General features: G+C 63.5%; 26 protein-coding genes. 4 read left to right on the top strand and 22 right to left on the bottom strand.

Annotated features, from left to right (window positions below; all coding sequences use genetic code 11):
- Window position 1: 1 nt before the first annotated feature.
- The 11 genes from C8D04_RS08530 to C8D04_RS08575 all read right to left on the bottom strand — a co-directional run bounded on the left by C8D04_RS08530 (window position 2) and on the right by C8D04_RS08575 (window position 8,234).
- A complete protein-coding gene (locus C8D04_RS08530) occupies window positions 2-592 on the bottom strand; it encodes a sigma-E factor negative regulatory protein (protein ID WP_116006101.1) in 591 nt (196 codons plus the stop codon).
- 60 nt (window positions 593-652) lie between these two features.
- Window positions 653-1,297, bottom strand: coding sequence for an RNA polymerase sigma factor RpoE (rpoE, locus tag C8D04_RS08535; RefSeq protein ID WP_116004458.1), 645 nt, complete (start codon window positions 1,295-1,297; stop codon window positions 653-655).
- Between the two features lie 12 nt (window positions 1,298-1,309).
- On the bottom strand, window positions 1,310-1,807 hold the full coding sequence (locus tag C8D04_RS18560; protein WP_133243616.1) for a hypothetical protein: 498 nt from the start codon (window positions 1,805-1,807) through the stop codon (window positions 1,310-1,312).
- Between the two features lie 63 nt (window positions 1,808-1,870).
- On the bottom strand, window positions 1,871-3,115 hold the full coding sequence (fabF, locus tag C8D04_RS08540; protein WP_116004459.1) for a beta-ketoacyl-ACP synthase II: 1,245 nt from the start codon (window positions 3,113-3,115) through the stop codon (window positions 1,871-1,873).
- Window positions 3,116-3,161: 46 nt separating this feature from the next.
- Window positions 3,162-3,401 (bottom strand): acyl carrier protein, encoded by a 240-nt coding sequence (acpP, locus tag C8D04_RS08545; protein WP_027995239.1) that lies wholly within the window; start codon window positions 3,399-3,401, stop codon window positions 3,162-3,164.
- Window positions 3,402-3,505: 104 nt separating this feature from the next.
- The gene (gene fabG / locus C8D04_RS08550; RefSeq protein ID WP_116004460.1) at window positions 3,506-4,252 is read right to left on the bottom strand and encodes a 3-oxoacyl-ACP reductase FabG; all 747 of its coding nucleotides are present in this window, start codon (window positions 4,250-4,252) and stop codon (window positions 3,506-3,508) included.
- Window positions 4,249-5,199, bottom strand: coding sequence for an ACP S-malonyltransferase (gene fabD / locus C8D04_RS08555; protein WP_116004461.1), 951 nt, complete (start codon window positions 5,197-5,199; stop codon window positions 4,249-4,251). The genes fabG and fabD overlap by 4 nt, the downstream gene beginning before the upstream one ends.
- Before the next feature lie 59 nt (window positions 5,200-5,258).
- On the bottom strand, window positions 5,259-6,236 hold the full coding sequence (locus tag C8D04_RS08560; RefSeq protein WP_116004462.1) for a beta-ketoacyl-ACP synthase III: 978 nt from the start codon (window positions 6,234-6,236) through the stop codon (window positions 5,259-5,261).
- Window positions 6,236-7,288: a phosphate acyltransferase PlsX gene (gene plsX, locus C8D04_RS08565; protein ID WP_116004463.1), complete on the bottom strand. Its 1,053-nt coding sequence runs from the start codon at window positions 7,286-7,288 to the stop codon at window positions 6,236-6,238. The genes C8D04_RS08560 and plsX overlap by 1 nt, the downstream gene beginning before the upstream one ends.
- A gap of 115 nt (window positions 7,289-7,403) precedes the next feature.
- Window positions 7,404-7,586, bottom strand: a complete 183-nt coding sequence (gene rpmF / locus C8D04_RS08570; protein ID WP_019575026.1) for a 50S ribosomal protein L32 — start codon at window positions 7,584-7,586, stop codon at window positions 7,404-7,406.
- 93 nt (window positions 7,587-7,679) lie between these two features.
- The gene (locus C8D04_RS08575) at window positions 7,680-8,234 is read right to left on the bottom strand and encodes a YceD family protein (RefSeq protein ID WP_116004464.1); all 555 of its coding nucleotides are present in this window, start codon (window positions 8,232-8,234) and stop codon (window positions 7,680-7,682) included.
- Between the two features lie 25 nt (window positions 8,235-8,259).
- On the opposite strand from C8D04_RS08575, the gene C8D04_RS08580 reads away from it, so the two are divergent.
- Together C8D04_RS08580 and C8D04_RS08585 are read left to right on the top strand one after the other, a co-directional pair.
- Window positions 8,260-8,859: a Maf family nucleotide pyrophosphatase gene (locus tag C8D04_RS08580; RefSeq protein WP_116004465.1), complete on the top strand. Its 600-nt coding sequence runs from the start codon at window positions 8,260-8,262 to the stop codon at window positions 8,857-8,859.
- Window positions 8,856-9,644, top strand: coding sequence for an SAM-dependent methyltransferase (locus C8D04_RS08585; protein ID WP_116004466.1), 789 nt, complete (start codon window positions 8,856-8,858; stop codon window positions 9,642-9,644). Before C8D04_RS08580 ends, C8D04_RS08585 begins: the two co-directional genes overlap by 4 nt.
- Before the next feature lie 39 nt (window positions 9,645-9,683).
- Here C8D04_RS08585 and C8D04_RS08590 read toward each other — a convergent pair whose 3' ends face one another.
- A complete protein-coding gene (locus tag C8D04_RS08590) occupies window positions 9,684-10,511 on the bottom strand; it encodes a ZIP family metal transporter (protein WP_116004467.1) in 828 nt (275 codons plus the stop codon).
- A 215-nt stretch (window positions 10,512-10,726) separates the two neighbouring features.
- Window positions 10,727-11,623 carry a dienelactone hydrolase family protein gene (locus C8D04_RS08595; protein ID WP_116004468.1) on the bottom strand — a complete coding sequence of 299 codons (897 nt, stop codon included), beginning with the start codon at window positions 11,621-11,623 and terminating at the stop codon, window positions 10,727-10,729.
- Window positions 11,624-11,789: 166 nt separating this feature from the next.
- On the opposite strand from C8D04_RS08595, the gene C8D04_RS08600 reads away from it, so the two are divergent.
- On the top strand, window positions 11,790-12,680 hold the full coding sequence (locus tag C8D04_RS08600) for an NAD-dependent epimerase/dehydratase family protein (RefSeq protein ID WP_116004469.1): 891 nt from the start codon (window positions 11,790-11,792) through the stop codon (window positions 12,678-12,680).
- 90 nt (window positions 12,681-12,770) lie between these two features.
- On the opposite strand, the gene C8D04_RS08605 is transcribed toward C8D04_RS08600, so the two are convergent.
- The 3 genes from C8D04_RS08605 to yghU are packed head-to-tail and all read right to left on the bottom strand — an operon-like array spanning window position 12,771 to window position 14,819.
- Complete coding sequence (locus C8D04_RS08605; RefSeq protein ID WP_116004470.1) at window positions 12,771-13,271, bottom strand: NAD(P)H-dependent oxidoreductase; 501 nt, start codon at window positions 13,269-13,271, stop codon at window positions 12,771-12,773.
- An 8-nt stretch (window positions 13,272-13,279) separates the two neighbouring features.
- Window positions 13,280-13,912, bottom strand: coding sequence for a glutathione S-transferase (locus C8D04_RS08610; protein ID WP_116004471.1), 633 nt, complete (start codon window positions 13,910-13,912; stop codon window positions 13,280-13,282).
- Window positions 13,913-13,940: 28 nt separating this feature from the next.
- Complete coding sequence (gene yghU / locus C8D04_RS08615; RefSeq protein WP_116004472.1) at window positions 13,941-14,819, bottom strand: glutathione-dependent disulfide-bond oxidoreductase; 879 nt, start codon at window positions 14,817-14,819, stop codon at window positions 13,941-13,943.
- Between the two features lie 275 nt (window positions 14,820-15,094).
- Here yghU and C8D04_RS08620 point away from each other — a divergent pair, with 275 nt between their 5' ends.
- Entirely contained in the window at window positions 15,095-16,372 is a 1,278-nt protein-coding gene (locus C8D04_RS08620; protein ID WP_116004473.1) for a mechanosensitive ion channel family protein, read from the top strand.
- A gap of 371 nt (window positions 16,373-16,743) precedes the next feature.
- On the opposite strand, the gene C8D04_RS08625 is transcribed toward C8D04_RS08620, so the two are convergent.
- From C8D04_RS08625 to C8D04_RS08650, 6 genes are all read right to left on the bottom strand, one after another.
- The gene (locus C8D04_RS08625; protein ID WP_116004474.1) at window positions 16,744-18,549 is read right to left on the bottom strand and encodes an ABC transporter ATP-binding protein; all 1,806 of its coding nucleotides are present in this window, start codon (window positions 18,547-18,549) and stop codon (window positions 16,744-16,746) included.
- A gap of 173 nt (window positions 18,550-18,722) precedes the next feature.
- Entirely contained in the window at window positions 18,723-19,862 is a 1,140-nt protein-coding gene (locus C8D04_RS08630; protein WP_116004475.1) for a zinc-binding dehydrogenase, read from the bottom strand.
- Between the two features lie 310 nt (window positions 19,863-20,172).
- On the bottom strand, window positions 20,173-20,985 hold the full coding sequence (locus C8D04_RS08635; protein WP_116004476.1) for an EAL domain-containing protein: 813 nt from the start codon (window positions 20,983-20,985) through the stop codon (window positions 20,173-20,175).
- Between the two features lie 128 nt (window positions 20,986-21,113).
- Window positions 21,114-22,307, bottom strand: coding sequence for a YbfB/YjiJ family MFS transporter (locus C8D04_RS08640; protein ID WP_116004477.1), 1,194 nt, complete (start codon window positions 22,305-22,307; stop codon window positions 21,114-21,116).
- A 143-nt stretch (window positions 22,308-22,450) separates the two neighbouring features.
- Window positions 22,451-22,756 (bottom strand): AzlD domain-containing protein, encoded by a 306-nt coding sequence (locus C8D04_RS08645; RefSeq protein WP_116004478.1) that lies wholly within the window; start codon window positions 22,754-22,756, stop codon window positions 22,451-22,453.
- Window positions 22,753-23,460 (bottom strand): AzlC family ABC transporter permease, encoded by a 708-nt coding sequence (locus C8D04_RS08650; protein WP_233521147.1) that lies wholly within the window; start codon window positions 23,458-23,460, stop codon window positions 22,753-22,755. The genes C8D04_RS08645 and C8D04_RS08650 overlap by 4 nt, the downstream gene beginning before the upstream one ends.
- Between the last annotated feature and the right edge of the window lie 51 nt (window positions 23,461-23,511).

A 23,511-nucleotide genomic window follows, 5' to 3' on the forward strand; every position in this document is an offset into this window, starting at 1 on the left:
ATCAACGTGAGGGCGACTCGAACGTGGCGTTGCGCAGGAACCCTGCAGGCATCTGCAGAGCCGCAGCGCCACCGTATTGCTTGTGCGCGGCGAGCAATTCGTCCAGACGAGGGTCACGCAGCATCACTTGTGCATCGGGACTGCTCGTAACAACCATCTGCTGTGTGGCCGCGGGTGGTGCAGCAGCCAGGCGAGCCCCTGAATCCGCTTCGCGGACATGGCTCAGCGAATTCCATCCGATGGCAGACACCGCCGCCAAGGACGCCAACCCCGCCACCATCTTCCAGCGAAAGGCCGATGCATTGGCCGCCTGTGCCAACTCGACCTGTAATGGCTCGGTATGGGGCAATGCATGCGGTGGCGCAGGCTCCTGGGCCAACTTCTGGTGCAACTGCGCCAGGAAAGCCCCGCCATCAGAAGCGTGCGCCAGTTCGGGGGAACGCAACACATCCCCCACCAAGTGATAGACCTGCCAAGTGTCACGGCCTTCGTCCTGCGCAGCAAAACGCAAAGCCTGCGCCAGTTCATCCCCGTGCAATTGACCGTCTGCCAAAGCCGATAACTGTTCGTGCATCTTCAGATCATCATTCATGGTGTCACCTGCCAAACCCATACCTATACGTCATGGAAACTCTTCACCTGTGCCGCGCACCTACCAGCGTTTGCCCGTGCGGTTTTCGAGCAATGGTCGCACCCGTGTGGAAATGGCCTCTCGGGCGCGAAAAATACGCGACCGCACAGTTCCGATCGGGCATCCCATTACGGTGGCAATTTCCTCATAGCTCAGACCTTCAATCTCACGCAAAGTCACCGCCTGGCGCAAGTCCTCGGGCAATGCATCCATTGCGGCGTTGACCTGGGCCGCAATTTCCCGGGCGGCCAGCACTGTTTCTGGTGTTTCTTCTGTGATTAGTTCATGGCCGATACGATAAGTTTCATTCTCGTCATCAGCAGAACGCAGAGTGCCCTCATACACCAAAGGATTACGCTTGAGGTCCATCAAGGCCTTTTTGGCCGTGTTGACTGCAATGCGGTACAGCCAGGTGTAGAACTGCGCATCCCCCCGAAACTGGTGCAAGGCCCGGTAGGCTCGGAGAAAGGTCTCCTGGGCAATGTCAGGCACCAAATCGGTATCGCGCACCATGCGTCCGATCAGCCGCTCGATACGGCGCTGGTATTTGATGACGAGCAGATCATAGGCCCGCAGATCGCCGGCCACGGTGCGCTCCACAAGGAGAAGATCGCTATCCGTGGCAGGAGGATCAAGAGATGGGGGTTCGGGCGGAGTCGCAGTCATGGAGAAGAAAGTTCACACCGGGCCAGCGCGCCCAGAAGCATGTTCGGCGGCATCGGGAACGCCCGTTACGGCGCGCGAATATACCGCACGGCGCAGATCCAGCCAGTGAGCGGGCGCATGTCCCCGCTCCAGCCAGAGCCATTGCGTACGCCCGGTGAGAGGCACCAGACAGACGGCCATGCGGCGCTGCAAATCGAGGTGAGTGGTCAGCGTACCACGCACACTACCGCCCAGGGGCTCAAGCAGCTCCCATGCACCACCGTCCCAGGACAGAGTGCCTATCGGCATTCGGACCCAGAAGCGCCATGCAGCGCCCGTGATCAGCAACCAAGCGAGCCCTGTACCCATCGGTATCCAGAGTGGCCATGGTGCGGCACCCCATAGCATCCAGGCAACCCAAGCCAGTCCACCAGCGGCCGATCCGCACGCCAGTGCTCCAGCGAGCCACGCACTGCGGCGCACCGGAAAACGCACTGCCGGGGCATGGTGGCGGGCGGAACGCTGATTCACAAACGGTCCGTCGCTGCAAGATGTCGTGCGGGGTGGTGCACGCAACGCAGCGGGCTACGGACGTCAGACGCGCCGAAAAACCAGCGTGCCGTTGGTACCGCCAAATCCAAAATTATTTTTGACGGCAACATCGATCCTCATGTCCCGCGCTGTGTTGGCGCAGTAATCAAGGTCGCACTCGGGATCCTGATTGTCCAGATTGATCGTGGGCGGAACCTTCTGGTGGTGCAGTGCGAGGATCGTGAAGATGCTCTCGATGCCCCCCGCCCCGCCCAGCAGATGGCCAGTCATGGACTTGGTGGAACTCACGACCATCTTATGGGCATGATCGCCAAAAGCGGCTTTGATGGCATTGGTTTCATTGAGGTCACCCAGCGGCGTGGACGTGCCATGCGCATTGAGATAAGCCACCTCATCGGTATTGACCCCGGCATTACGCAGGGCGGCTTGCATGGCACGGCGTGGGCCATCCATGCTAGGCGCCGTCATATGGCCGGCATCGGCGCTCATGCCAAAACCGCTCAGTTCGGCATAAATTTTGGCGCCACGGGCCTTGGCGTGTTCGTATTCCTCGACCACCACCACGCCGGCGCCTTCGCCCAGCACGAAGCCGTCGCGGTCCCTGTCCCATGGGCGTGATGCCGCCTTGGGATCGTCGTTACGGGTGGAGAGTGCGCGCATCGCGGCAAAACCGCCAATACCCAGGGGCGAGACGGTGGCCTCAGTCCCCCCAGCGATGACCACATCGGCATCACCGTACTCAATCATGCGACCGGCTTCGCCAATGCAGTGCAAGCCCGTGGTACAGGCCGTGACAACGGCCAGATTCGGCCCCTTGAAACCGAAACGCATGGACACATGCCCTGCCACCATGTTGATGATGGAGGCGGGAACAAAAAAAGGTGTGATGCGCCGTGCGCCCCGGTTGATGAATTCGGTATGGGTGTTTTCGATCAGCGGAAGACCACCGATCCCCGAGCCGATCACGCAGCCAATGCGGGTCGCCAGGTCTTCGCTCAGGGCATCGCCGGTGGGCAAACCAGCATCCTCTACGGCCTGCACCGCTGCAGCAATGCCGTAATGGATAAACGAGTCCATCGCACGCGCATCCTTGGCGCTGATGTAGGACTCCAGGTCCAGTCCTTTGACCTCGCCTGCAATTTTGCAGGCGAAGGTCGATGCATCGAACCTGGTAATGAGGCCAATGCCGGACTGCCCGGCCAGGATATTGGCCCAGGCGTCCTGCACCGTGTTTCCCACGGGACTGATGCAACCCAGGCCGGTCACGACAACGCGACGACGGCTCATGCGTAAAACCTTGTGCTGATCGCTGAAGGGGCGCCAAGCGCGCCGTTCAAGCCTTCGGGTGGGTGGTGGCGTAGTCGATGGCGTTCTGCACCGTCGTGATCTTCTCGGCGTCTTCGTCCGGAATCTCGATGCCGAATTCGTCTTCCAGCGCCATCACCAGCTCCACGGTGTCGAGGGAGTCTGCACCCAGATCGGCCACGAAAGCTTTTTCATTGGTGACTTGTGACTCTTCCACGCCGAGTTGTTCGGCGATGATTTTTTTGACACGTGCTTCGATATCGCTCATGGTTTCCCTCTGGGGGTTGTGAATGGAATCCGCGATTCTAGCCGTTTAAGAGAGGTTTCCCCAAAGGCCCGCCGTACGGATGAACCGGCGTGATTTTTCGTCAATTACATGTACATGCCGCCATTGACATGCAATTCCTGCCCAGTGATGTAACCAGCCTCGTTGGAAGCGAGGTAAGCCACGGCATGTGCGATGTCTGCGGGCTTGCCCAAGTGACCCAAAGGGATCTGATCGAGCAGTGCTTTTTGCTGTGCTTCGGGCAGGCCAGAGGTCATGTCGGTGTCAATAAACCCGGGGGCCACGCAGTTCACAGTCACGCTGCGGCTGCCCAACTCACGCGCCAGCGCACGGGTCATGCCGGCCACACCCGCCTTGGCGGCAGCGTAGTTGGCTTGGCCGGGGTTACCCGAGGCGCCTACCACACTGGTGATGCTGATGATGCGCCCGTAGCGCTGCTTCATCATCGGCTTGATGGCCGCACGGCTGACGCGGAACACCGCCTTGAGATTGGTGTCCAGCACGGCATCCCAGTCGTCGTCTTTCATGCGCATGGCCAGCTGATCGCGGGTAATGCCGGCATTGTTCACCAGCACATGCAGGCCGCCCTGGCCCTTGACGATGCCGTCAATCAGGGCATCGACCGCCGCACCATCGTTCACGTTCAGATGGGCCCCTCGGCAGCCCGGGTGCGCGGCCAGCGCCTGGCTGATACGCTCGGCGCCTTCAGTGGTGGTGGCTGTACCAACCACCTGGAAGCCGCGCACGGCCAGTTCCAGCGCGATGGCGGCGCCAATGCCGCGTGAGGCACCGGTGACCAGCGCCACGAGGGGTTTTGCAGTGCTTTCGCTCATGCCAGCAGCTCCTTGATTTCGGTGAGGGTCGCGGCGTCGTACAGCGCAGCACCCGTGAGTTCAGCGTCAATGCGCCTTGTGAGGCCCGCAAGCACTTTGCCAGGGCCGCATTCGACAATGTGGGTCATGCCACGCGCCTTGAGAGCCTGTACGCATTCCACCCAGCGCACGGGGCCAAAGGCCTGGCGATAGAGCGCGTCGCGGATGGCGTCTGCATCCTGCTGCACCGCCACATCAATATTATTGAGTACCGGAATCTGCGGCGCCGCGAGGGGTGTGATGGCCAGGGCGGCGCGCAGCTTCTCAGCGGCGGGCTTCATCAGGCTGGAATGGAAAGGCGCCGACACCGGCAACGGCAACGCGCGCTTGGCACCCGCAGCCTTGAGAACTTCACAGGCCTTCTCGACGGCGGCCTTGCTGCCCGCAATCACAGTCTGTGCCGGATCGTTGAAATTGACCGCCTCGACCACTTCAGTGCCGTTTTGGCCCATAGCGCTTGTCACTTCTGCGCAACCAGCTATTACTTTTGCAGCATCTAGGCCCAGAATCGCGGCCATGGCCCCCGTGCCCACGGGCACGGCTTCCTGCATGGCGGCGGCGCGCAGGCGCACCAGCGGCGCCGCCTGGGCCAGCGTCAGCACGCCCGACGCCACCAGCGCCGAGTATTCACCCAACGAATGCCCCGCCACAGCCGTCGGCAGGGCACCGCCTTCGGCACGCCACACGCGCCAGGCGGCCACACCGGCCACCAGCATCACGGGCTGGGTGTTGGTGGTGAGCGCTAGCTGCTCCTTGGGGCCCTCGTGGATCAGGCGACCCACATCCTCGCCCAGGGCGTCAGACGCCTCCTGCAGCGTTTGCACGACGGCCGGGTGGTCTGCCCACCCATCGAGCATGCCCACAGCCTGCGAGCCCTGGCCCGGAAAAACAAATGCAAAGGTTTTCATGCGTATTCAGTATTAGTGAAAAAATATGGCTGTAGCGCTTACCAGTAAAGCGCTAACAGCTACATTTTCAGGAGCACTGCACCCCAGGTGAACCCGCCGCCCACGCCTTCGAGCAGCACGGTCTCGCCCTGCTTTATCTGGCCCGAGCGCACCGCATGGTCCAGCGCCAGCGGGATCGATGCCGCCGAGGTATTTCCATGCTGGTCCACTGTGACCACCATCTTGTCCATGGGCAACTTGAGCTTGCGCGCCGTGCCCTGCATGATGCGGATGTTGGCCTGGTGGGGCACCAGCCAGTCGATATCGGCCTCGGTCAGCCCCGCCTTGTCGAGCGCGGCGCGGGCGGCGCTTTCCAGCACCCCTACAGCCAGCTTGAAGACCGCCGGGCCATCCATGGTGAGCAGCGGCAGGCCACTCACCTGACCGCCCGAGACATGGCCAGGCACGCACAGGATGCCGACATGGCGGCCATCGGCGTGCAGGTCAGACGAAAGAATGCCCGGGGTGTCAGACGCCTCCAGCACCACGGCGCCTGCACCATCGCCAAACAGCACGCAGGTGGTGCGGTCATTGAAGTCCAGCAAACGACTGAAAATCTCGGAGCCCACGACCAGGGCTCGCTGCGCTGTGCCCGCGCGGATCATGGCGTCAGCCACCGTCAATGCATAAACAAAGCCGCTGCACACAGCCTGCACGTCAAAAGCGGGGCAACCTGCGGCGCCCAGCTTGTTCTGCAGGATGCAGGCGGTGGACGGGAACACCATGTCCGGCGTGGAGGTGGCGACGATGATCAGGTCAATGTCGCTAGCCTCCAGCCCTGCCGCCTCCAAGGCATGGCGGGCCGCGTCCAGGGCCATGTCGCTGCAGGCTACATCGGGCGCGGCGAAGTGGCGTGCCCGGATTCCCGTGCGCGACACAATCCATTCATCCGAGGTCTCAATACCCCGTGCAGCGAGATCGGTCACTAAATCGGCATTGGTCACCCGGCGTGGTGGCAGATGACTGCCAGTACCGGTAATACGGGAGTAGCGTTTCATTAATGTGGTGCTGGCGGCGTGGCGCCTCCCACAAGAGCATCAGCAGGCAGCAGAAACGGGGCTGCACTGGCAATGCGAAGGCGCACGCGGTCCAGAAGGTTGTTGCGGGCTGCATCATACGCCCGGATCAAAGCCTGCTCAAAAGCCATCTCGTCGGCCGAGCCGTGGCTCTTGAACACCAGGCCGCGCAGGCCCAGCAACGCCGCACCATTGTACCGGCGGTAATCTACGCGCTTTTTGAACGCAGATAACACTGGATACGCGACGATCGCCGCCATTTTTGTAAAAACGTTGCGTGAAAACTCTTGCTTGAGGAAAGCACCCACCATAGTGGCCAAGCCTTCGCTGGTCTTGAGCGCAACGTTACCTACAAAGCCATCGCACACAACGATGTCGGTCGTTCCCTTGTAGATGTCATTGCCCTCGACATTGCCCACAAAGTTTAAATTACCGGAATTAGCAGCAGAACGCAGCAGTTCCCCTGCTTTTTTAATGACTTCGCTGCCTTTAATGGCCTCTGCACCGATGTTGAGCAAACCAACCGTCGGCTGCTCCTTGCCCTTGAGCACCGAGTCCAGCGCAGAGCCCATCACAGCGAACTCCAGCAGGTGGCGTTCGTTGCAATCCACATTGGCACCCAGGTCCAGCACCGTGGTCGCACCGCCAAGCATGTTGGGCAGCGGGTAGGCGATGGCCGGACGGTCGATGCCGTCGAGCGTCTTGAGCACGTAGCGGGCTATGGCCATCAAGGCACCGGTATTGCCCGCCGACACGGCAGCCGCAGCAGCGCCGTCCTTGACCTGCTGGATGGCCACGCGCATGGAAGAATCCTTTTTGCGCCGCAAGGCCACTTCGAGGGGGTCGTCCATGGCCACCACCTCGCTGGCTGGAACCAAGGTCGCGCGCTCATGAGAGAAGCCTTGCAAGGCTTCGGGCAGGCCCACCATCAGCAGACGCGCGTCGGGGTGGCTCTCCAGAAAATGACGGCATGCCGCCAGAGTGACATGGGGGCCATGGTCGCCGCCCATGCAGTCAACAGCCAATGTGATCATGGAATGGAATTCTGGCCGACTGCGCGGCCTGTGGATACAAAGTGAGCACCCAAAACAAAGGCCCGTGCTACGAGACGGTAGCTACGGGCCCTTAGGGATGCGCCGCTGGGGCGAATCAGGCTTCGGATTTGTTCTTCAGCACCTGACGGCCACGGTAGAAACCGTTAGGACTGATGTGGTGGCGCAGATGGATTTCGCCAGTGGTGGGCTCAACAGCGATGCCGGGCACATTCAGGGCGTTGTGCGAGCGGTGCATGCCGCGCTTGGAAGGAGATTTCTTGTTTTGCTGAACGGCCATGGTCGGCTCCTGGTCTTGAATAAGGGTTGGTAAAAACGCGATCAGCCCATTAAAAGACACGAGGGGATTCGCGCGAAGCCTTCAATTATAGTCTTATTTATCTGACTTTCCAACGCGCATGCTTGCCAGCGCTGCAAAGGGATTGGGGCGCTCGGCTTCGGCGGCCTCAAAATCATCGTCACTCGACTGCATGGGCACGTCGGTAGGGCATTCTTCGTGGCGCGGCACCACGGGCAGCGTCATGAGCAGTTCGTCTTCGATCAACTCGTGCAAGTCGAATTCACGGCTGATCGCCAGCAAATCTTCCTCAACCTCATCATCCAGCGCTTCGGCGGTGGCCTCGTCGGCCACGAAACGGAACCACTGGTCCACCTGCAGCGGCACATCCACCGGCCCCATGCAGCGTTGGCACTGCATGGGAAACGTGGCCTGCACCTGCAGGTGCATCCACATCTGTCCACTCTCCGTGCCGAGCTCAGGGCGCAACTCGCCCACCGCTTCCCAGTCCACGCGCAGGTCAGGGTGCAGGCCTTTGGCCTCCTGGGCCAGGCGCTCATATTTCAACAAGGAATCGTGCCCTGACAAGCGGGCGCCCGCCTGCACGAATGCCTTGACGTCCAGCCGGTCGGGGGAATGTTCCTTGGTCATGGGTGCAGTGTAAGAGAATCGGCCCATGCATCAATCCCCCCCTGCCCCCAGAGCCCTGGTTTTGGGCTCAACTTCTCCCTACCGGCGCGAATTACTGCAACGCCTGCGCCTGCCTTTCACCGTGGCCGCTCCCGACGTCGACGAAACCCCTCAACCGGGCGAGGCCCCGCAGGCGCTGGCCTTGCGCCTGGCCTTGGCCAAGGCCCGTGCTGTGGCCGCGCAGCACCCCGAGGCCGTGGTGATTGGCTCCGACCAGGTGGCAGACCTGGCCGGGCACGCGCTGGGCAAGCCCGGCACGCACGAACGGGCCACGCAGCAACTGCGCCAGATGAGCGCACAGACCGTCATTTTCCAGACCGCTGTAGCGGTGGTGTGCCAGGCCGCAGGCTTCGAACAGGTCGAACTGGCGGCTGTCGAAGTGCGCTTTCGTCTGCTGAACGATGGCGAAATCGAACGCTACCTGCACGCCGAGCAGCCCTACGATTGCGCTGGCAGCGCCAAGAGCGAGGGCCTGGGCATCAGCCTGCTCGACGCCATTGCCAGCGATGACCCCACCGCCTTGGTGGGCCTGCCGCTGATCCGCACCTGCCGCATGCTGCGCGCCGCTGGACTGGTGTTGCCATGACCGCACCCACAGACAACAAGTTCGGCACCCTGTACTTGGTGCCTGCACCGCTCGACTTTGGCTGCGACACCCAAACGCCGCTGCAGGACAGCCTGCCCAACGCTACGCTGGCCACCGCCGCACGGCTGACGCACTGGATTTGCGAAAACGCCAAAAGCGCACGCGCCTATTTGAAGCGTGTGGATGCCCTGTACCCGCTGGTCCTGCCGCTGCAAGAGCAGACCATCACCGAATTGCCACGCGAAGTGCACAAAAAAGGCGACCATGGCGGCAAAGGCTCGGCCGTTTTCGACGCACGCCCGCTGCTGGCCGCCGCGCTGGACGGGCACAACATGGGCCTGGTGAGCGAAGCGGGCATGCCCGCTGTGGCCGACCCCGGCAGCTCCGTAGTGCGCGCCGCGCACGAGCTGGGCATCACCGTGGCGCCCTTGGTGGGACCGGTATCGCTGCTGCTGGCATTGGCCGCAAGCGGCCTGAGCGGGCAGAACTTTGCATTTGTGGGCTATCTGCCGCAAGACGCTGACGAACGCGCCCAGCGCATACGGGCCCTGGAAACGCTGGCCCTCAAAACCGGGCAAACGCAATTGTTCATCGAAACGCCCTACCGCAATGCCGCCCTGCTGCAAGCCCTGCTACACACCCTGCAGCCAGGCACACGCCTGTCGGTCAGCAGCGGCCTGACGCTGGCGGAAAGCGCTACGCGCAGCCAAAGCGTGCAGCAATGGCGCTACAAACCTGGCGGGCCTGACAAACACACACCGGCGGTGTTTGCCATCGGGCGCTGATCTCAGTGCAGGGGCAGACAGGGGTGCCGATGGGGTCCGTCAGTGGCCACCGTGCACCAGGCTGCTGACCAGGGTCACAACGCCCATGCCAATCAGCAGCATGGCAATTTGCAGGGCAGTTTCCCGCGCTGACAAGCGCTTTTGCAGTTGCGGAATCAGGTCGGCCAAAGCCACATAGACAAAACTGCTGGATGCCACCACCAGAAAGTACGGCAGCCAGTCGTGCAGCCGCTCCAGCAAAAAATAGCCGGCCAGACCGCCCAGCGCCGTCACCGCGCCGGCCAGCGACACCTTGAGCAGCGCCACGCGGCGGTTGGCGCTGCTTTGCAACAGCACCACCAGGTCGCCCATGTGGTGCGGCACCTCGTGCGCGAGCACCGACACGGCAGCGATCAGCCCCAGGCGCATGTCGGCAACAAAGGCCGAGGCAATCAGCACGCCGTCGCCAAAGCAGTGCACGCTGTCGCCGGTCAGCACTGTCCAGCCGCCCACACGCGGACCGCCCGCAGGGTGGTGATGGTGCGCATGGCTGTGTCCATGGGCGTGCCCGTGGTCATGGGCAGACTGCGCCTCGCCATGCTCATGGCCGTGGTGCCAGAGCTCGGCCTTTTCCAGCATGAAAAAGAACACCACGCCGACCAGCAAGGTGGCAAACAGGTCTTGTGCGCCGGCCTGGCTTTCAAACGCCTCCGGCAACAAGTGCATGAAGGCCGTAGCCAACAAGGCGCCCGCGGCCAGGCTCAAAAGATGCTGCGGCCCGACACCCCCCGAGACCCCCCCCAGGCCAGCGCGCAAGAGCCACGCGGCCAGCCACACGCTGCCAATGCCCGACGCCAAAGTGGCCAAAATGATTGCTATTAATGTCATAGCTATATGCGCTTACCCTGTATGGCCTATTGGCCTTTTTCATTAAAACTCAATACCCTGACGCAACCCGCCACTGCGCTCCCCTCAACACCAAAAAAGCCGCCCTGCCGTGGCGGGGCGGCTGTGTCATTGCAGCCTGGGCCAGGGCTGCGCTGGCGTAGCATCTGTCACTGCGCAGGCATTACCTCACGCCCAAGGACCAGTCACGGCCTCCATTAACCAACGCCGTTCGCCTTGAACCAGGCCAGCGCCCGCTTCCAGCCATCCTCGGCCGGCCCCTGGCGGTAGCTGGGGCGGTAGTCGGCTTGGAAGGCATGGGGCGCATCAGGGTAGACCACAAACTCGGACGCCTTGGCTGGGGCAGAACCCTGCGCCAAGGCAGCTTTCATCTTATCAACCGTGTCAAGAGGGATACCGCCATCTTGCCCGCCATACAACCCCAGCACCGGGGCCTTGAGGATGGGTGTGATGTCGATGGGCTGCTGGGGTGTCAGTGCGCTGGCACTGCCCACCAGGCGGCCATACCAGGCGACGCCGGCCTTCACCGGGCCGTGTGCGGCATACAGCCAAGTGATGCGTCCGCCCCAGCAAAACCCGGTGACGGCAGCGCGCGCGGTGTCGCCGCCATGCTGTCCGGCCCAGGCCAGCGCACCGTCCAGGTCGGCCATGACCTGGGCATCGGGCACCTTGGCGACCAATTCAGACATGAGCTTGGTGATTTCGCCGTACTGGGTGGCATCGCCCTGGCGGGCATAGAGTTCGGGGGCAATGGCCATGTAGCCCGCCCGGGCCAGGCGACGGCACACGTCGGCAATGTATTCGTGCACGCCAAAAATCTCGTGCACCACCAGCACCACGGGCAACCCGGTTTTGCCTGCAGGCGCCGCACGGTAGGCGGGCACCTGGAACCCGTCCACCGTGTAGTGGATGCGCCCGGTATCGAGCCCGTCGGCTGGGGTGGAAATGGCGGTCTGCGCCATCAGCGGTGCTGCGGCAGCGGCATAACCCAGGCCCGCCGCAGATTGCAGCACCGTGCGGCGGCTGGCACCGGCCTCGGTGCTGCGTCCGGGCAGCAGCGCATGGACCTCAGAGCAAATTTCTTCAAGCGGCATGGGGTTCTCCTGAAAAGGGGGCGTTCAAGTCTAGGCCCTACAAGACCTTTGCGCTGGCGTGCACGGCAAGACCGCGCTTTGCCACGGGTAGCGGAGAGCCCTGCCTGGCGCTGCAGCGCAAACCGTCGTATCGTTGGCACCAACGCTGTCTTTGTCAGACCCCACCATGCGCATTTTGCTCACGGGCTCCACCGGCTTCATTGGCCACACACTGCAAGCCGCCCTGGAGGCGGCAGGCCACACCGTGCACGGCGGCGCCTCGCCACGCAGCGCTGGCGCCCAGCACGGCCTGGTGCCCATGGATTTTGCGCGCGACACCACGGCCGCCCCCTGGTTGCCACGGTTACAGGGCATCGACGCCGTGGTCAACGCCGTGGGCGTACTGCGCGACACCCGCGCAAGACCCATCGACGCCGTGCACCGCGACACGCCCATCGCCCTGTTTGGCGCCTGCGCCCAGGCCGGGGTGCAGCGCGTGGTGCAGATTTCAGCACTGGGCATTGACGGCAGCGACACCCGCTACGCGAAGACCAAACGGGCCGCCGAGACACACTTGCAGGCGTTGGCCGCACAGGGCGCGCTGCGCCCCGCCATCCTGCGGCCCAGCGTGGTGTATGGCAAAGGCGGCGACAGCAGCGCGCTGTTCATGAACTTGGCACGCCTGCCCGTGGCACTGTTCCCCGGCCCGGTGCTCGATGCGCGGGTGCAACCCGTCTCCGTGCACGACCTTGCCGCAGGCGTGGTCGCCCTGCTCGGTCCGGCCCTGGAGCAGACAGGCGTCATCGAATGCACCGGACCTGAGGCGCTCACCATGGGCGCCTTCATCGCCAGCCTGCGCCAGCAGCTCGGTCACAGCCCCGCCATGGTGCTGCGCCTGCCCCAACTGCTGACAAACATCAGCGCCCGCCTGGGCGACGCCGTGCCCGCCTCGCCCTGGTGCAGCGAAACCCTGGCCATGCTGGGCAGCGACAACGTGGGCAACCCGGCCGTGTTTGAGCAGTTGCTGGGGCGGCCCGGCGTGCATTACAGCCAACTGGTGGCTACCGCCTGGTGCTGATGGCAGGCGTGCACACTGCTACAAAATTCAAGTCAAATCGGCCTCTAGCGGTTACTGACAAAGCGCTAGCAGCTAGAAAACAAATAGCAACTAAAACACCCCCAGCGCCAGCCCTGCGGCCAAGGCCTCACCCAGTGCCCGGCAGTGCTCCCGATCTTCGCTGCTGATTTGTTTGGGCGCCAAAATCGCCTCGGGTGTCTGGGCGTGGGTGCAAATGATGAGCGGCTCGGCCACCGCCTTGAGCCGCCAACCCGTGGCAATACGCGCCATCTGCCGCGCCGCATTGCTGCCATCGCTGCCTGCGCACACCATGCTGGCGTAAGGGCGGCCATTCACGCGGCCCTGCACCGGGTAGTAGCTGCGGTCAAAAAAATCCTTCATCAGCCCGCTGATGGCAGCCAGGTTTTCAGGGGTGGCAAACAGATACCCATCTGCCGCCAGCACATCGGCGGGACCCGCATCGGTGGCAGGCAGCAGACGCACCCGCACGCCGCCCTCGGCTGCGGCACCATCGCGTGCGGCCTCTGCCATCTGCCACGTGCCCCCGGTCAACGAGTGGTAAACGATCAGCAGGGTTTTCAGCGCGGCCATGGCAACCGCTACAGCGCCATCGACGGACGCAGGGCCATCGCTGCGCGCCAGCGCAGCAACTCAGGGTGCTGATCGCCCGGCTTGCGCTTGACGATGCGGGCGAAGTCCACGGCCACCACGGCGGTAATGTCGGCCACACTGAACCGATCCGTCGCCACAAACTCGCGGCCCGCCAGGCGCACGTTCAGCAGGTCAAAAAACTGATCGACCCGCGCCAACCCACGCTCTGCCAGCGCGGGGATCTGCGGATAGTTCACCGCGCCGGGCAGCGCGCGGTTGGCCATGGCGGGTGCGCTGTTGCGCAGCGCCTCGGCAATCGCCAGCAGGCCTTCGAACTCCATGCGCCAGTTCCAGCTGGCGACCTCGGCTTTTTCCTCGGGCGTGGTGCCCAGCAAGGGCGGCTCGGGATAGCGCGCCTCCAGGTAGGCGGCAATGCCCGCGTTGTCGGCCAGCAGCAGGCCTTCGTCGGTACGCAGCGCGGGTACGGTGCACTGCGGGTTGATCTGGCGGTAGGCATCGCCCAACTGCTCGCCGGTGCGCAGGTCGATGGCAATGGTGTCGTGCGGCACACCTTTTTCAGCGAGAAAAATGCGCGCCCGGCGCGGGCTGGGCGCCGTGGCGCAGTCGTACAGGGTGATCATGGCAAGGTCTCCTTCTGCAAGGCAGGGCTCAAGCCGCTGGGGCCAGCTTGTCTTGGGTTTGGGTGTCAAAGTCGCTGGCGTCGTGCCGCTCGTGCAACTGGCTGGCGGGGTCGCCAAACACACGGTTCACCTTGCGGCCACGCTGCACCGCGGGGCGCTTGGCGATCTGGTTGGCCCAGCGCAGCACATGGGTGTATTCGTGCACCTGCAAGAACTCGCCCGCCTCGTACAGCTGCCCCTTGGCCAGCGCGCCGTACCAGGGCCAGATGGCCATATCGGCCACGGTGTAGTCGCTGCCTGCGATGTATTCGTGCTGCGCGAGGCGCTTGTCCAGCACATCCATTTGGCGCTTCACTTCCATGGCGAAACGGTCGATGGGGTATTCGAACTTCTCCGGCGCATAGGCATAAAAGTGCCCAAATCCACCGCCCAGAAAGGGCCCGCTGCCCATCTGCCAGAACAGCCACGACAGGCACTCGGCCCGCTGGGCAGGCTCCTGGGGCAAAAAAACGCCGAACTTCTCGGCCAGGTGCATCAATATGGCGCCAGACTCGAAAACACGGATGGGATGAGCGGCATCACTGCGGTCCAGCAGCGCCGGAATCTTGGAGTTGGGGTTCACCGCCACAAAACCGCTGCCAAACTGCGCACCTTCATGGATGCGAATCAGCCAGGCGTCGTACTCGGCCCCGCTGTGGCCCAGCGCCAGCAGCTCTTCAAGCATCACCGTGACTTTGACGCCGTTGGGCGTGGCCAGCGAGTACAGCTGCAGCGGGTGCTTGCCCACCGGCAGTTCCTTGTCATGCGTGGCGCCCGAGATGGGCCGGTTGATGCTGGCGAACTTTCCGCCGTTCTCCTTGTTCCATTGCCAGACAGCGGGCGGTGTGTAGGGGGATGGATTGGTCATGTGCGAGGACTCCGTGGGCAAATCAGGGGTGGCTGGTGCAGTGCCGCCAACGAATCGAAAAGTGTACGGTGCCCTGCCGTAAATACCTTGCCGCCCCTTCGGAAGCACCTCTGGCGACTTGGGGAATGCGGGGCACACCGCCGTGCGGCGCGGTGTTGGCTTCGGTACCTGCAGTTGCCACCCGTGCGCGCGTGCGCCGCTCCCAATGGCAGACACAGTAAGCTGCAACCACCACGTTCTGGGCACCAACGCATTGCAATTGCAGCCACATACCAATGATCAGCCTCGCTCCCTTCACTTTTTTCGCCAGCCTTGAACCCCAGATGCAGGCCGCCCTGGGCCTTGCCCTGTTGCTGTTGGCGGCTGTCGCGGCGCGGTTGCTGGCGCTCTGGATCATTGCGCCCAGCCTGCAGCGCCTGCGCTTGCACGCGGGGGCATGGCCGATGGAAATATTGCTGCACGAAGGCGTCCTCCATCGCCTGGCACGGCTGCTGCCCTGGCTCGTGGTGAGCGCTGGAGTGGTGTATGTGCCGCACCTGAACGCCAGATTTGCGACCGTACTGAGCAACATCGCGCTGGCGTTCATCGCCATCCAGATCGTGGCCGCGCTGATGGCCATGCTCGATGCCCTGCTGTCGCTACAAGAGAAATACAGCCGCGAAAAAGGCGACCAGGCTTCAGCGCACAAGGTGCGCTCGATCAAGAGCTATGTGCAGTTGGGCAAACTCATGCTGATTCTGGCCGGCGCCATTGTTTCTGTGGCCCTGCTGCTGGACCGCTCTCCCCTGATCGTGCTCTCGGGCCTGGGCGCCATGTCTGCCGTGCTGATGCTGGTGTTCAAGGACACCATCCTCTCGTTCACTGCGGGCGTGCAACTGTCGTCCAACGACATGCTGCGCATCGGCGACTGGATCGAGATGCCGCAGGTGGGCGCCGACGGCGACGTGATCGACATTGCGCTGCACACCGTGAAGGTGCAGAACTGGGACAAAACCATCACCACCATCCCCACCTGGCGGCTGATGAGCGAGAGCTACCGCAACTGGCGCGGCATGAGCGAATCGGGGGGGCGGCGCATCAAGCGCACCCTGCGGATCGACGTGAACTCGGTGCGCTTTCTCGATGCCGAGCAGATGGCCTACTTCTCCAACTTTGCGCTGCTGCAGGACTACATGCAGGCCAAGCGCACTGCTGTCGAGCAAACCAACGCTGCCGCGCGTGCAGCGCTGGGCGAGCGCGTCGAGCTAACGGCCAACCAACGCCATCTGACCAACATCGGCACCTTTCGCGCTTACGTACTCGCCTACCTGCAGGCCCATCCCGACATCCACCAGGACATGACGCTGATGGTGCGCACCCTGGAGCCCACCGCCGAGGGCGTGCCACTGGAGGTGTACTGCTTCACCGCCACCACCAAGTGGGCGGTGTACGAAGGTATCCAGGGCGACATCTTTGACCACCTGCTGGCGGTGCTGCCGGAGTTTGGCCTGCGCCTGTACCAGCACCCCAGCGGCCACGACTTCCGTGCCAGCCTACCGCAAGGGAATCGATAAAATACTCAAAATAAATAGCTGCTAACGCTTATGCAGTAAGCGCAAGAGCCCGATTTTACCTGGTATTTCTGCGCAAACCGCTGTCGCAACAGCCCTGCAGCGCGGACCGAAAAATGGTGGTAAGCGAACGCGACGATCGCCGCCACGAAGCCCGATGCGGCTCCAACACCCCATGCCCAGCGCGGCCCCAATCGGTGAGAACAGATTCATGGAAGAGGACGGTATCCGGATTCACTGTCTTACAGAGCCCGCGTGGTTGGAAAAAAACTGCGCCCTGCGCTGTCTGGGTGGGTCGCGTCGGCACGAACGATCAGATTCTGTTCTTTTTTTCACCGTCCACGACAGCGCCACTGCAACGGCGCTGCCGCCGACTACAGCAGCAGGATTGGGTCGTCATTGGGCCCTTCCGGCGCTGGCGGCTCAGGAGCCCACGGCGCCGGGCGCTCGCCAATCTGCTGGCGCCACATGGCGTAGTACAGGCCACGCTGCTCCAGCAGTGCGGTGTGGCTGCCCGACTCCACGATGCGGCCTTTTTCCAGCACAAAAATGGTCTGCGCATGCAGGATGGTCGAGAGCCGGTGCGCAATGAGAATGGTGATGCGCGTGCTCTCGGTGGACAGGCGCCGCACGGTGTCGGTGATCTGCTCCTCCGTCAACGAATCCAGCGCCGACGTGGCCTCGTCAAAGATCAGCAACGGCGGTTGGCGCAACAGCGCGCGGGCAATCGACAGCCGCTGCTTTTCGCCGCCCGACAGGCGCACGCCCATCTCGCCAATCGGCGTGTCCAGTCCCTCGGGCGCTTTGGCCAGCAGGTGGGCGCAAGCCGCCTGCTGCATGGCGGCGACGATTTCAGCGTCGCTGGCGTCGGCTTTCACCACCTGCATGTTCTCGCGCAGGGTGCCGGCAAAAAGGTGCGTCTCCTGCGTCACAAAACCGATCTGGCGGCGCACCTCGTTGTAGCGCAGTTGGGCGGTGGAAGTGCCGTTGTAGAAAATGGCGCCACTGCCCGGCGTATACAACCCCACCAGCAGTTTGACCAGCGTGGATTTGCCCGAGCCCGACGGCCCGACAAAGGCCACCGTATCACCCAGCTCTGCGCTAAAACTCACCCCATCGAGCGCATTGTCCGGAGCGCCCTGGTGCTTGAAGACCACGTTGCTGAAACGCACCTGGCGCACCGGCCCAATGTGCACCGAGTCCTTGGGGCGGCGCTCCACCGGTTTTTTCATCAGCGCTTCAAAGTTGAGCAGCGACGCCTCGGCCTCGCGCCAGGCCAAAATGATGTTGCCCAGCTCTTGCAGCGGCGCAAAGATGGCGACCGAGATGAACTGCATGGCGATCAGCTCGCCGGTGCTCAGCACGTCCTTGAAAATCAGCCACAGCAGTGCGAACAGGATGGCGAGCTTGAGCAGGCTCAGCGTAGTGCCTTGCAAAAAGGACAGCAGGCGGATGCGTTTGACCTTCTGCATCTCCAGCGCAAAAATCTTCTGCGTTTGCGCCTGCAGCCGCCGAATCTCCGGAAACGTCAGCCCCAGGCTTTTGATCAGCTCGATGTTGCGCAGCGACTCGGTGATGAAGCCCGAGCTGCGGTTGGTCTCACGCACGATGGAGCGCTGCTGACTCTTGATTTCGCGGCTGAGCAAGCCCGTGAGCCCGCCCAGCACCAGCACGCCGATCAAAAACACCGGCACCAGCGCCCAGTGCCGCGTCACCGCATACCAGATCAGAAAGCTCACGCCCACGAAAGCGGCGAACACGGTGTTGATGAAGGCGTTGATGAAACGCTCGCTGTCTTGCCGCACCTTTTGCAGCAGCGAAAGCGTTTCACCGCTGCGCATTTCGGCAAATTCCTGGAACTTCAGGCGCAGCACCTGGCGCAGCCCGTCGTTGAAGATCTGCGTGCCCAGCTTTTGCACCACCAGGCGCGTGACGTATTCCTGCAGCGTCTTGGCCAGTCGCGAGAGCACCGCCACCCCCACCGCCAGACCCAGCAGGCGCAGCACGCCCGAGATCAGTTCGTCGTCGCTTTTGCCTGCCGGGTGCACGGCATAGCCGTCAATGATCTTGCCAAAAATGATCGGGTCCACCAGCGCCAGCACCTGGCTGACGGCCGCCAGCAGCAGCGCCAGCAACGCCAGCTTGCCGTGGGGGCGCAGGTAGGTCCAGAGGATGTGCATGTGGGTCGTCTCCTGCGGGGTGGATGGCCGTGCAAGGCGGCGCGCGCCGTTCGCCTGGGGCAATGCCCTGTGCATTGTGGCGAAGTCCACGCGGTGCAGGCGAGAGAAATAGATAAAAGGTAACGGCCGGGGGCCGCCTGTATCCAACGCGCCCGGCTGGCCGCCCCCCCCCCTCACATCGACGGATCAATCAGCACCTTGGCGCCCGTGTTGCGCGGGCCATAGAAGGCGATGGCGTCAGCGCTCAATGCGCCGGCCAGCGATACGGTGCGTGCGTAGTGGCTGGCAAACGTGGTCTTCAGTTCGGCGACCACACGGTCGCGCAGCGCCTGTGACGCTGCGCCCCCGATTTTTTCCAGGAAAGGAAACAGCAACCAGCCACCCACACCCCAGGCCATGCCGAAGGTGCGCTGGATTTCTGTGGGGCGGGTGTCCAGGTGGCCATACAGATAGACCTGCTTGTGCACTGCCGAGCCATAACGGCTGTATTCCTTGGCGGTGCGATTGATGGCGCTTTCCATGCATTGCAGGATCTGCCCGGCCAGCGTACCGCCGCCTGTGGCGTCGAACGCCATCGTGGCGCCGGTGGCCGCCAGCGCGTCGGTCAGATCGGCCATGAACCCCGGCGCACTGCTGTCGCACACATATGGGGCGCCGATCTCGCGCAGCACCGCCGCCTGCTCGGGCTTGCGAACGATGTTGACCAGACCAATCCCATCTTTCTGGCAGACTTTGTTGAGCATTTGGCCGAGGTTGCTGGCCGCAGCGGTGTGCACCAGCGCCGTATGACCTTCTCGCTTCATCGTCTCGACCATGCCCAGGGCGGTCAGCGGGTTGACAAAGCACGATGCCCCTTGCGCTGCCGTGGTGCCCGCCGGCAACGGCAGGCACTGTGCGGCAGGCATGGCCCGGTACTGCGCATACATGGCGCCGCCAATGACGGCCACCGTGCGGCCAAGAAGCGCCTGGGCGGCCGCAGAGGCACCGGCAGCCACCACCAGGCCAGCGCCCTCATTGCCTACCGGCATGCTGTGGCCCAGGCGCGCGGCCAGGCCAGGCATGGCGCGTTCGGGGATACGGGCGGTGACCACCGGCCGCTGGGCACTACCGGCAACCTGCACGGTGGAGAGATCGGCGGGCCCGAAAAGCAGGCCAATGTCTGACGGGTTGATCGGTGTCGCCTGCATCTGGATCAACACCTCGTCAGGCCCCGGAACGGGAACGGGCGTTGGCTCGAGGCTGATCTGCAAGCGGCCGTCGGCCTGCACGAGCGAGCGCAATTGCAGGACGGTAGAGGGGATGGATGGGTGCATGGAGGACTCTCGGTGGGGTTACGCCGCTGTCTTGGCGGTCTGGCGGCCGGTATCGTGGGAGGCATCTCACCACGGGGATGCGGCTCGCCGCCACGCGGCAACTTTCATTGTCGATCAGGCGGCTATCGTCTGCCCGGCGTTTCCGAAAAACCCCCAACGAGTCCGGCAGTGACCGCGCCCCCCGGATTCGCGCGCCCCTTTGCGAGAGTGGTACTGCGGTGATTTTTTGGGAATGCGCACCCTGGGCAGCAACAACCAGCGTTCCGACTTACTCACACCCTGCGCGCAGGGCTTGCCTGCAGCCTTCAATCTACGCAAACACCACCGACTCCACAGACGCCACGGCTTGAAAAGCAGGCCGGGCAAAGAAGTAACCCTGCATCAGGTGGATTCCGGCGTCGCGCAGGGCATCACGCTCGGCGAACGTTTCAACGCCCTCGGCAATCACCTGTATGTTCATTTCTTCGCACATCCGCACCAGGCTGCGCACGATGGTGCGGCGGGATCGGTCGGCATCCACATTGCGCACCAGGCCCATATCCAACTTGATGAGGTCGGGCTGAAAGTCGGCCAGCAGGGACAGGCCTGCGTAACCGGCGCCAAAATCATCGATGGCGGTCTTGAAACCGCAGCGCTTGTACTCGCGCAGGATCTCGGCAAACCAGGGGCCGTCTTCGACCCTCTCGCCCTCCGTCACCTCGAAGATGATGTGTTCCAGCGGGAAATGGTGCGTGCGGGCGGCTTCCAGCGTCGTGCGGATGCACAGCTCGGGCTTGTAAATGGCATTGGGCAGGAAATTGATCGACAAGCGTTCGGTCATGCCCAGCGCACTGGCGCCCTTGATCGCCTTGACCCGGCAAGCCTGGTCAAACCGGTAGCGGTTGTCGTCGTTGACCTGTGCCAGCACGGAGGCGGCCCCCTCCCCCTGCGGTCCGCGCACCAAGGCCTCGTGCGCGTAGATCGTGCGGCGCTCAAGATCCACAATGGGCTGGTAGGCATATTCAAAGCCAAAGTCCAGCCGCGCACCTTTGCCGCAGTCTTCGCAGTCTCGCGGCGTTCCTTCAAGGGGCGCGAAACCGATAGGAAAGGATGCGTTGGTGCGAACAGATGTATGGATGGTCATGGCGGCTGGTTACCTTTGGTGAATTCATGCCTGAAGCACGCAACGCCCCAGGATGTTATGGGGCACTTTAACGCTGTCAGCGACCTCTGCGGTCGCAGCCGCCACAGCAGCCCCTGAAGACCGGCTGATCAACGCGAAGAAAGACCACCGCGCCACAGCCACAAGGCACTGGCGGCCAAGAGCACCGTCGCGATGGCGCTGGCCCAAGTCAACGCATCCCACCCGGCAACGGGTGCGTTCCCAAAAAATCGCACCAGGAGCGGGCCAGCGATCTGACCAACGGCAAAACCTGCGGTCATGCGTGCCAACAGGGGCGTCGGGTTCGATGGCATCCGCTGCCGCGCCCACTGGAGACCCGCCATGGTGGCGACCATGAAAGTGCCGCCGACCAACACAGCCGAAGCCGTCAACGTCCACAAGGCGTTTTGGCACAGTGGAAGCAAAGTACCCACCGCCATGACAGCCTGGGCCGCAGCCCAGACTTTTCTGCGGGGCCAGGCGGACAGCCAGCGAGACGCCAAAGCCACCGACAGGGCCGCCGCCACACCAAAAAGGGGCCAGGTCAGACCAAAGACCAAGGGGTCAGAAACAAGTTGCCTTGCCATGGTTGGCAAGTACGTGGCGGGGATGATGTAGCCAAACCCAAACACAGCGTAGCAAACAACCAGCCCCCAATTGCCCGCACCCGATGGCGGCCCAGGCCCCCGATGGACACTGGTGTGGGCGCGCTGCGGCGCAAAAGCGGCCGCTTGCACGGCAAGACTGCGCAGCACATAAACAGCCCCCGCAGCCGCCATGGCTGCCAGCTCGATCCACAGCCACCGGGCAGGCTGATGTCCGCCGAGCCAGGCCATGGCACCGGTCAGCGCAATCCCCACGCCCACACCGGTGTACATCCAGCCACCCAAAGAGGTGGTCTCTCTGCGGGCCAGTTCGAGCAGGCACCAACTGCTTGCGCACACCAGCACCCAGGCACTGAAGACGCCGGCACTGCCGCGCAAAACCACGCCCAGCCAAGGGACAGAGGCATGCGCCCAGGCCATGCACGCCGTCGTCAGTGCCACACCGATCAGCCCGACCCGGATACCGCTTTGCGGCGCCCGCGCAAACCACGGCGCCGTCAACGCCCCCGCCAGATAGCCGAAATAGTTGGCGGCCGCCCATTCGGTTCCGGTGACTGCGTCCAGGCTTGCATCGCGCAGCATCAGCGGCATGAGCGGCGTGAAAGCAAACCGTCCAATCCCCATCGCGATGGCAAGAGAGACAAGACCGGTGATGACAATCGTCCACGGTGAGGGTTGATGGGAGGGGCGCGTGGGCATCAAAAAATGGGGTCAAAAGCAAAGTGCAGCACCCTGGGTTTCACCGGAGAAGGGGCATGGCCCAGGGGTCATCCAGAAATTTTCTTGCAGCAGCAGCGGCCATTACGCCATCGATGCGCCAGCACCCGCCACGCGCCTGGGTATCACCCCCACAGCCGCACCACTGCGGCGGCACCCGCCCCCAGCACCACCACCAGCAAAAACGGCCAACGCAACCACAACGCAAGCGCCGCAGCCGCGAGTGCCGCTAGCCGCGCATCCAGCACCAGCGCGGTGCCCGCAGCAAAGGTGTTCATCACCGTCAGTGCCGACAGCAGCGCCACCGTGATGGCCCCGGCCACGCGCGTCATCCGGGGGTTGCCCAGCCAGCGGGCCGGCACGGCGTAGCCCGAGAGTTTGGTGAGGTAGGTAACGGCAGCACCGACCAGGATGGCGAACCAGAGGGTCATGGTGCGGTCCCCTCTGCCGCGCCAGAGACCACCGGCGCAGCCTCGGGTACCCACCAGCCCCAGGCCGCGCCGACCGCAGCAGCGACAAGGATGGGCAAGCCAGGCGGCAGCAAGGGCAGAGCGAGCGCCGTAACCACGCCACTCAACACCGCCAGCGCCACGGGCTCGCGCTGGCGCAGGCGCGGCCAGAGCAGGCCGAGGAAGGCGGCGACGGCCGCGCCATCCAGCCCCCAGCGGCGCGGGTCGCCCAGGGCGTCGCCCAGCCAGGCGCCGACGAAGGTGAACAGGTTCCACAGCACGAAGATGCCCAGGCCCGCGACCCAGAAACCGCGGCGCTGCTCATCCGGCGTGGTCTGGCCTGCGGCGGTGGCGGTGGATTCGTCGATGGTGACCTGGGCGGCCAGCCATTTGCGCCAGCCCTGGGGTTGCAGCATGTGGTTCATCTGCATCCCGTAGACGGCGTTGCGCACGCCGAGCAAGGCCGCAGCGCCCAGCGCGGCAGACGGCACGCCGCCGCCCGCGATGACGCCGATAAAGGCGAACTGCGAGCCGCCCGTGAACATGAGCAGGCTGAGCGCCATGGCCTGGCCGACGGTCAGGCCCGCCGCCACGGCCAGGGCGCCGAAGGAGACGCCGTAAAGCCCTGTGGCGGTGGCAATGGACAGGCCCATGCGGATGGCGGGGGTCCAGGAAGCAGGTCGCAAGGTGGATGGGGAAGAATTTACAGAAATCAATTTTGATAGCTAGTTGCGCTT

The sequence above is a fragment of the Simplicispira sp. 125 genome (assembly GCF_003096555.1).
Lineage (GTDB): Bacteria > Pseudomonadota > Gammaproteobacteria > Burkholderiales > Burkholderiaceae_C > Simplicispira.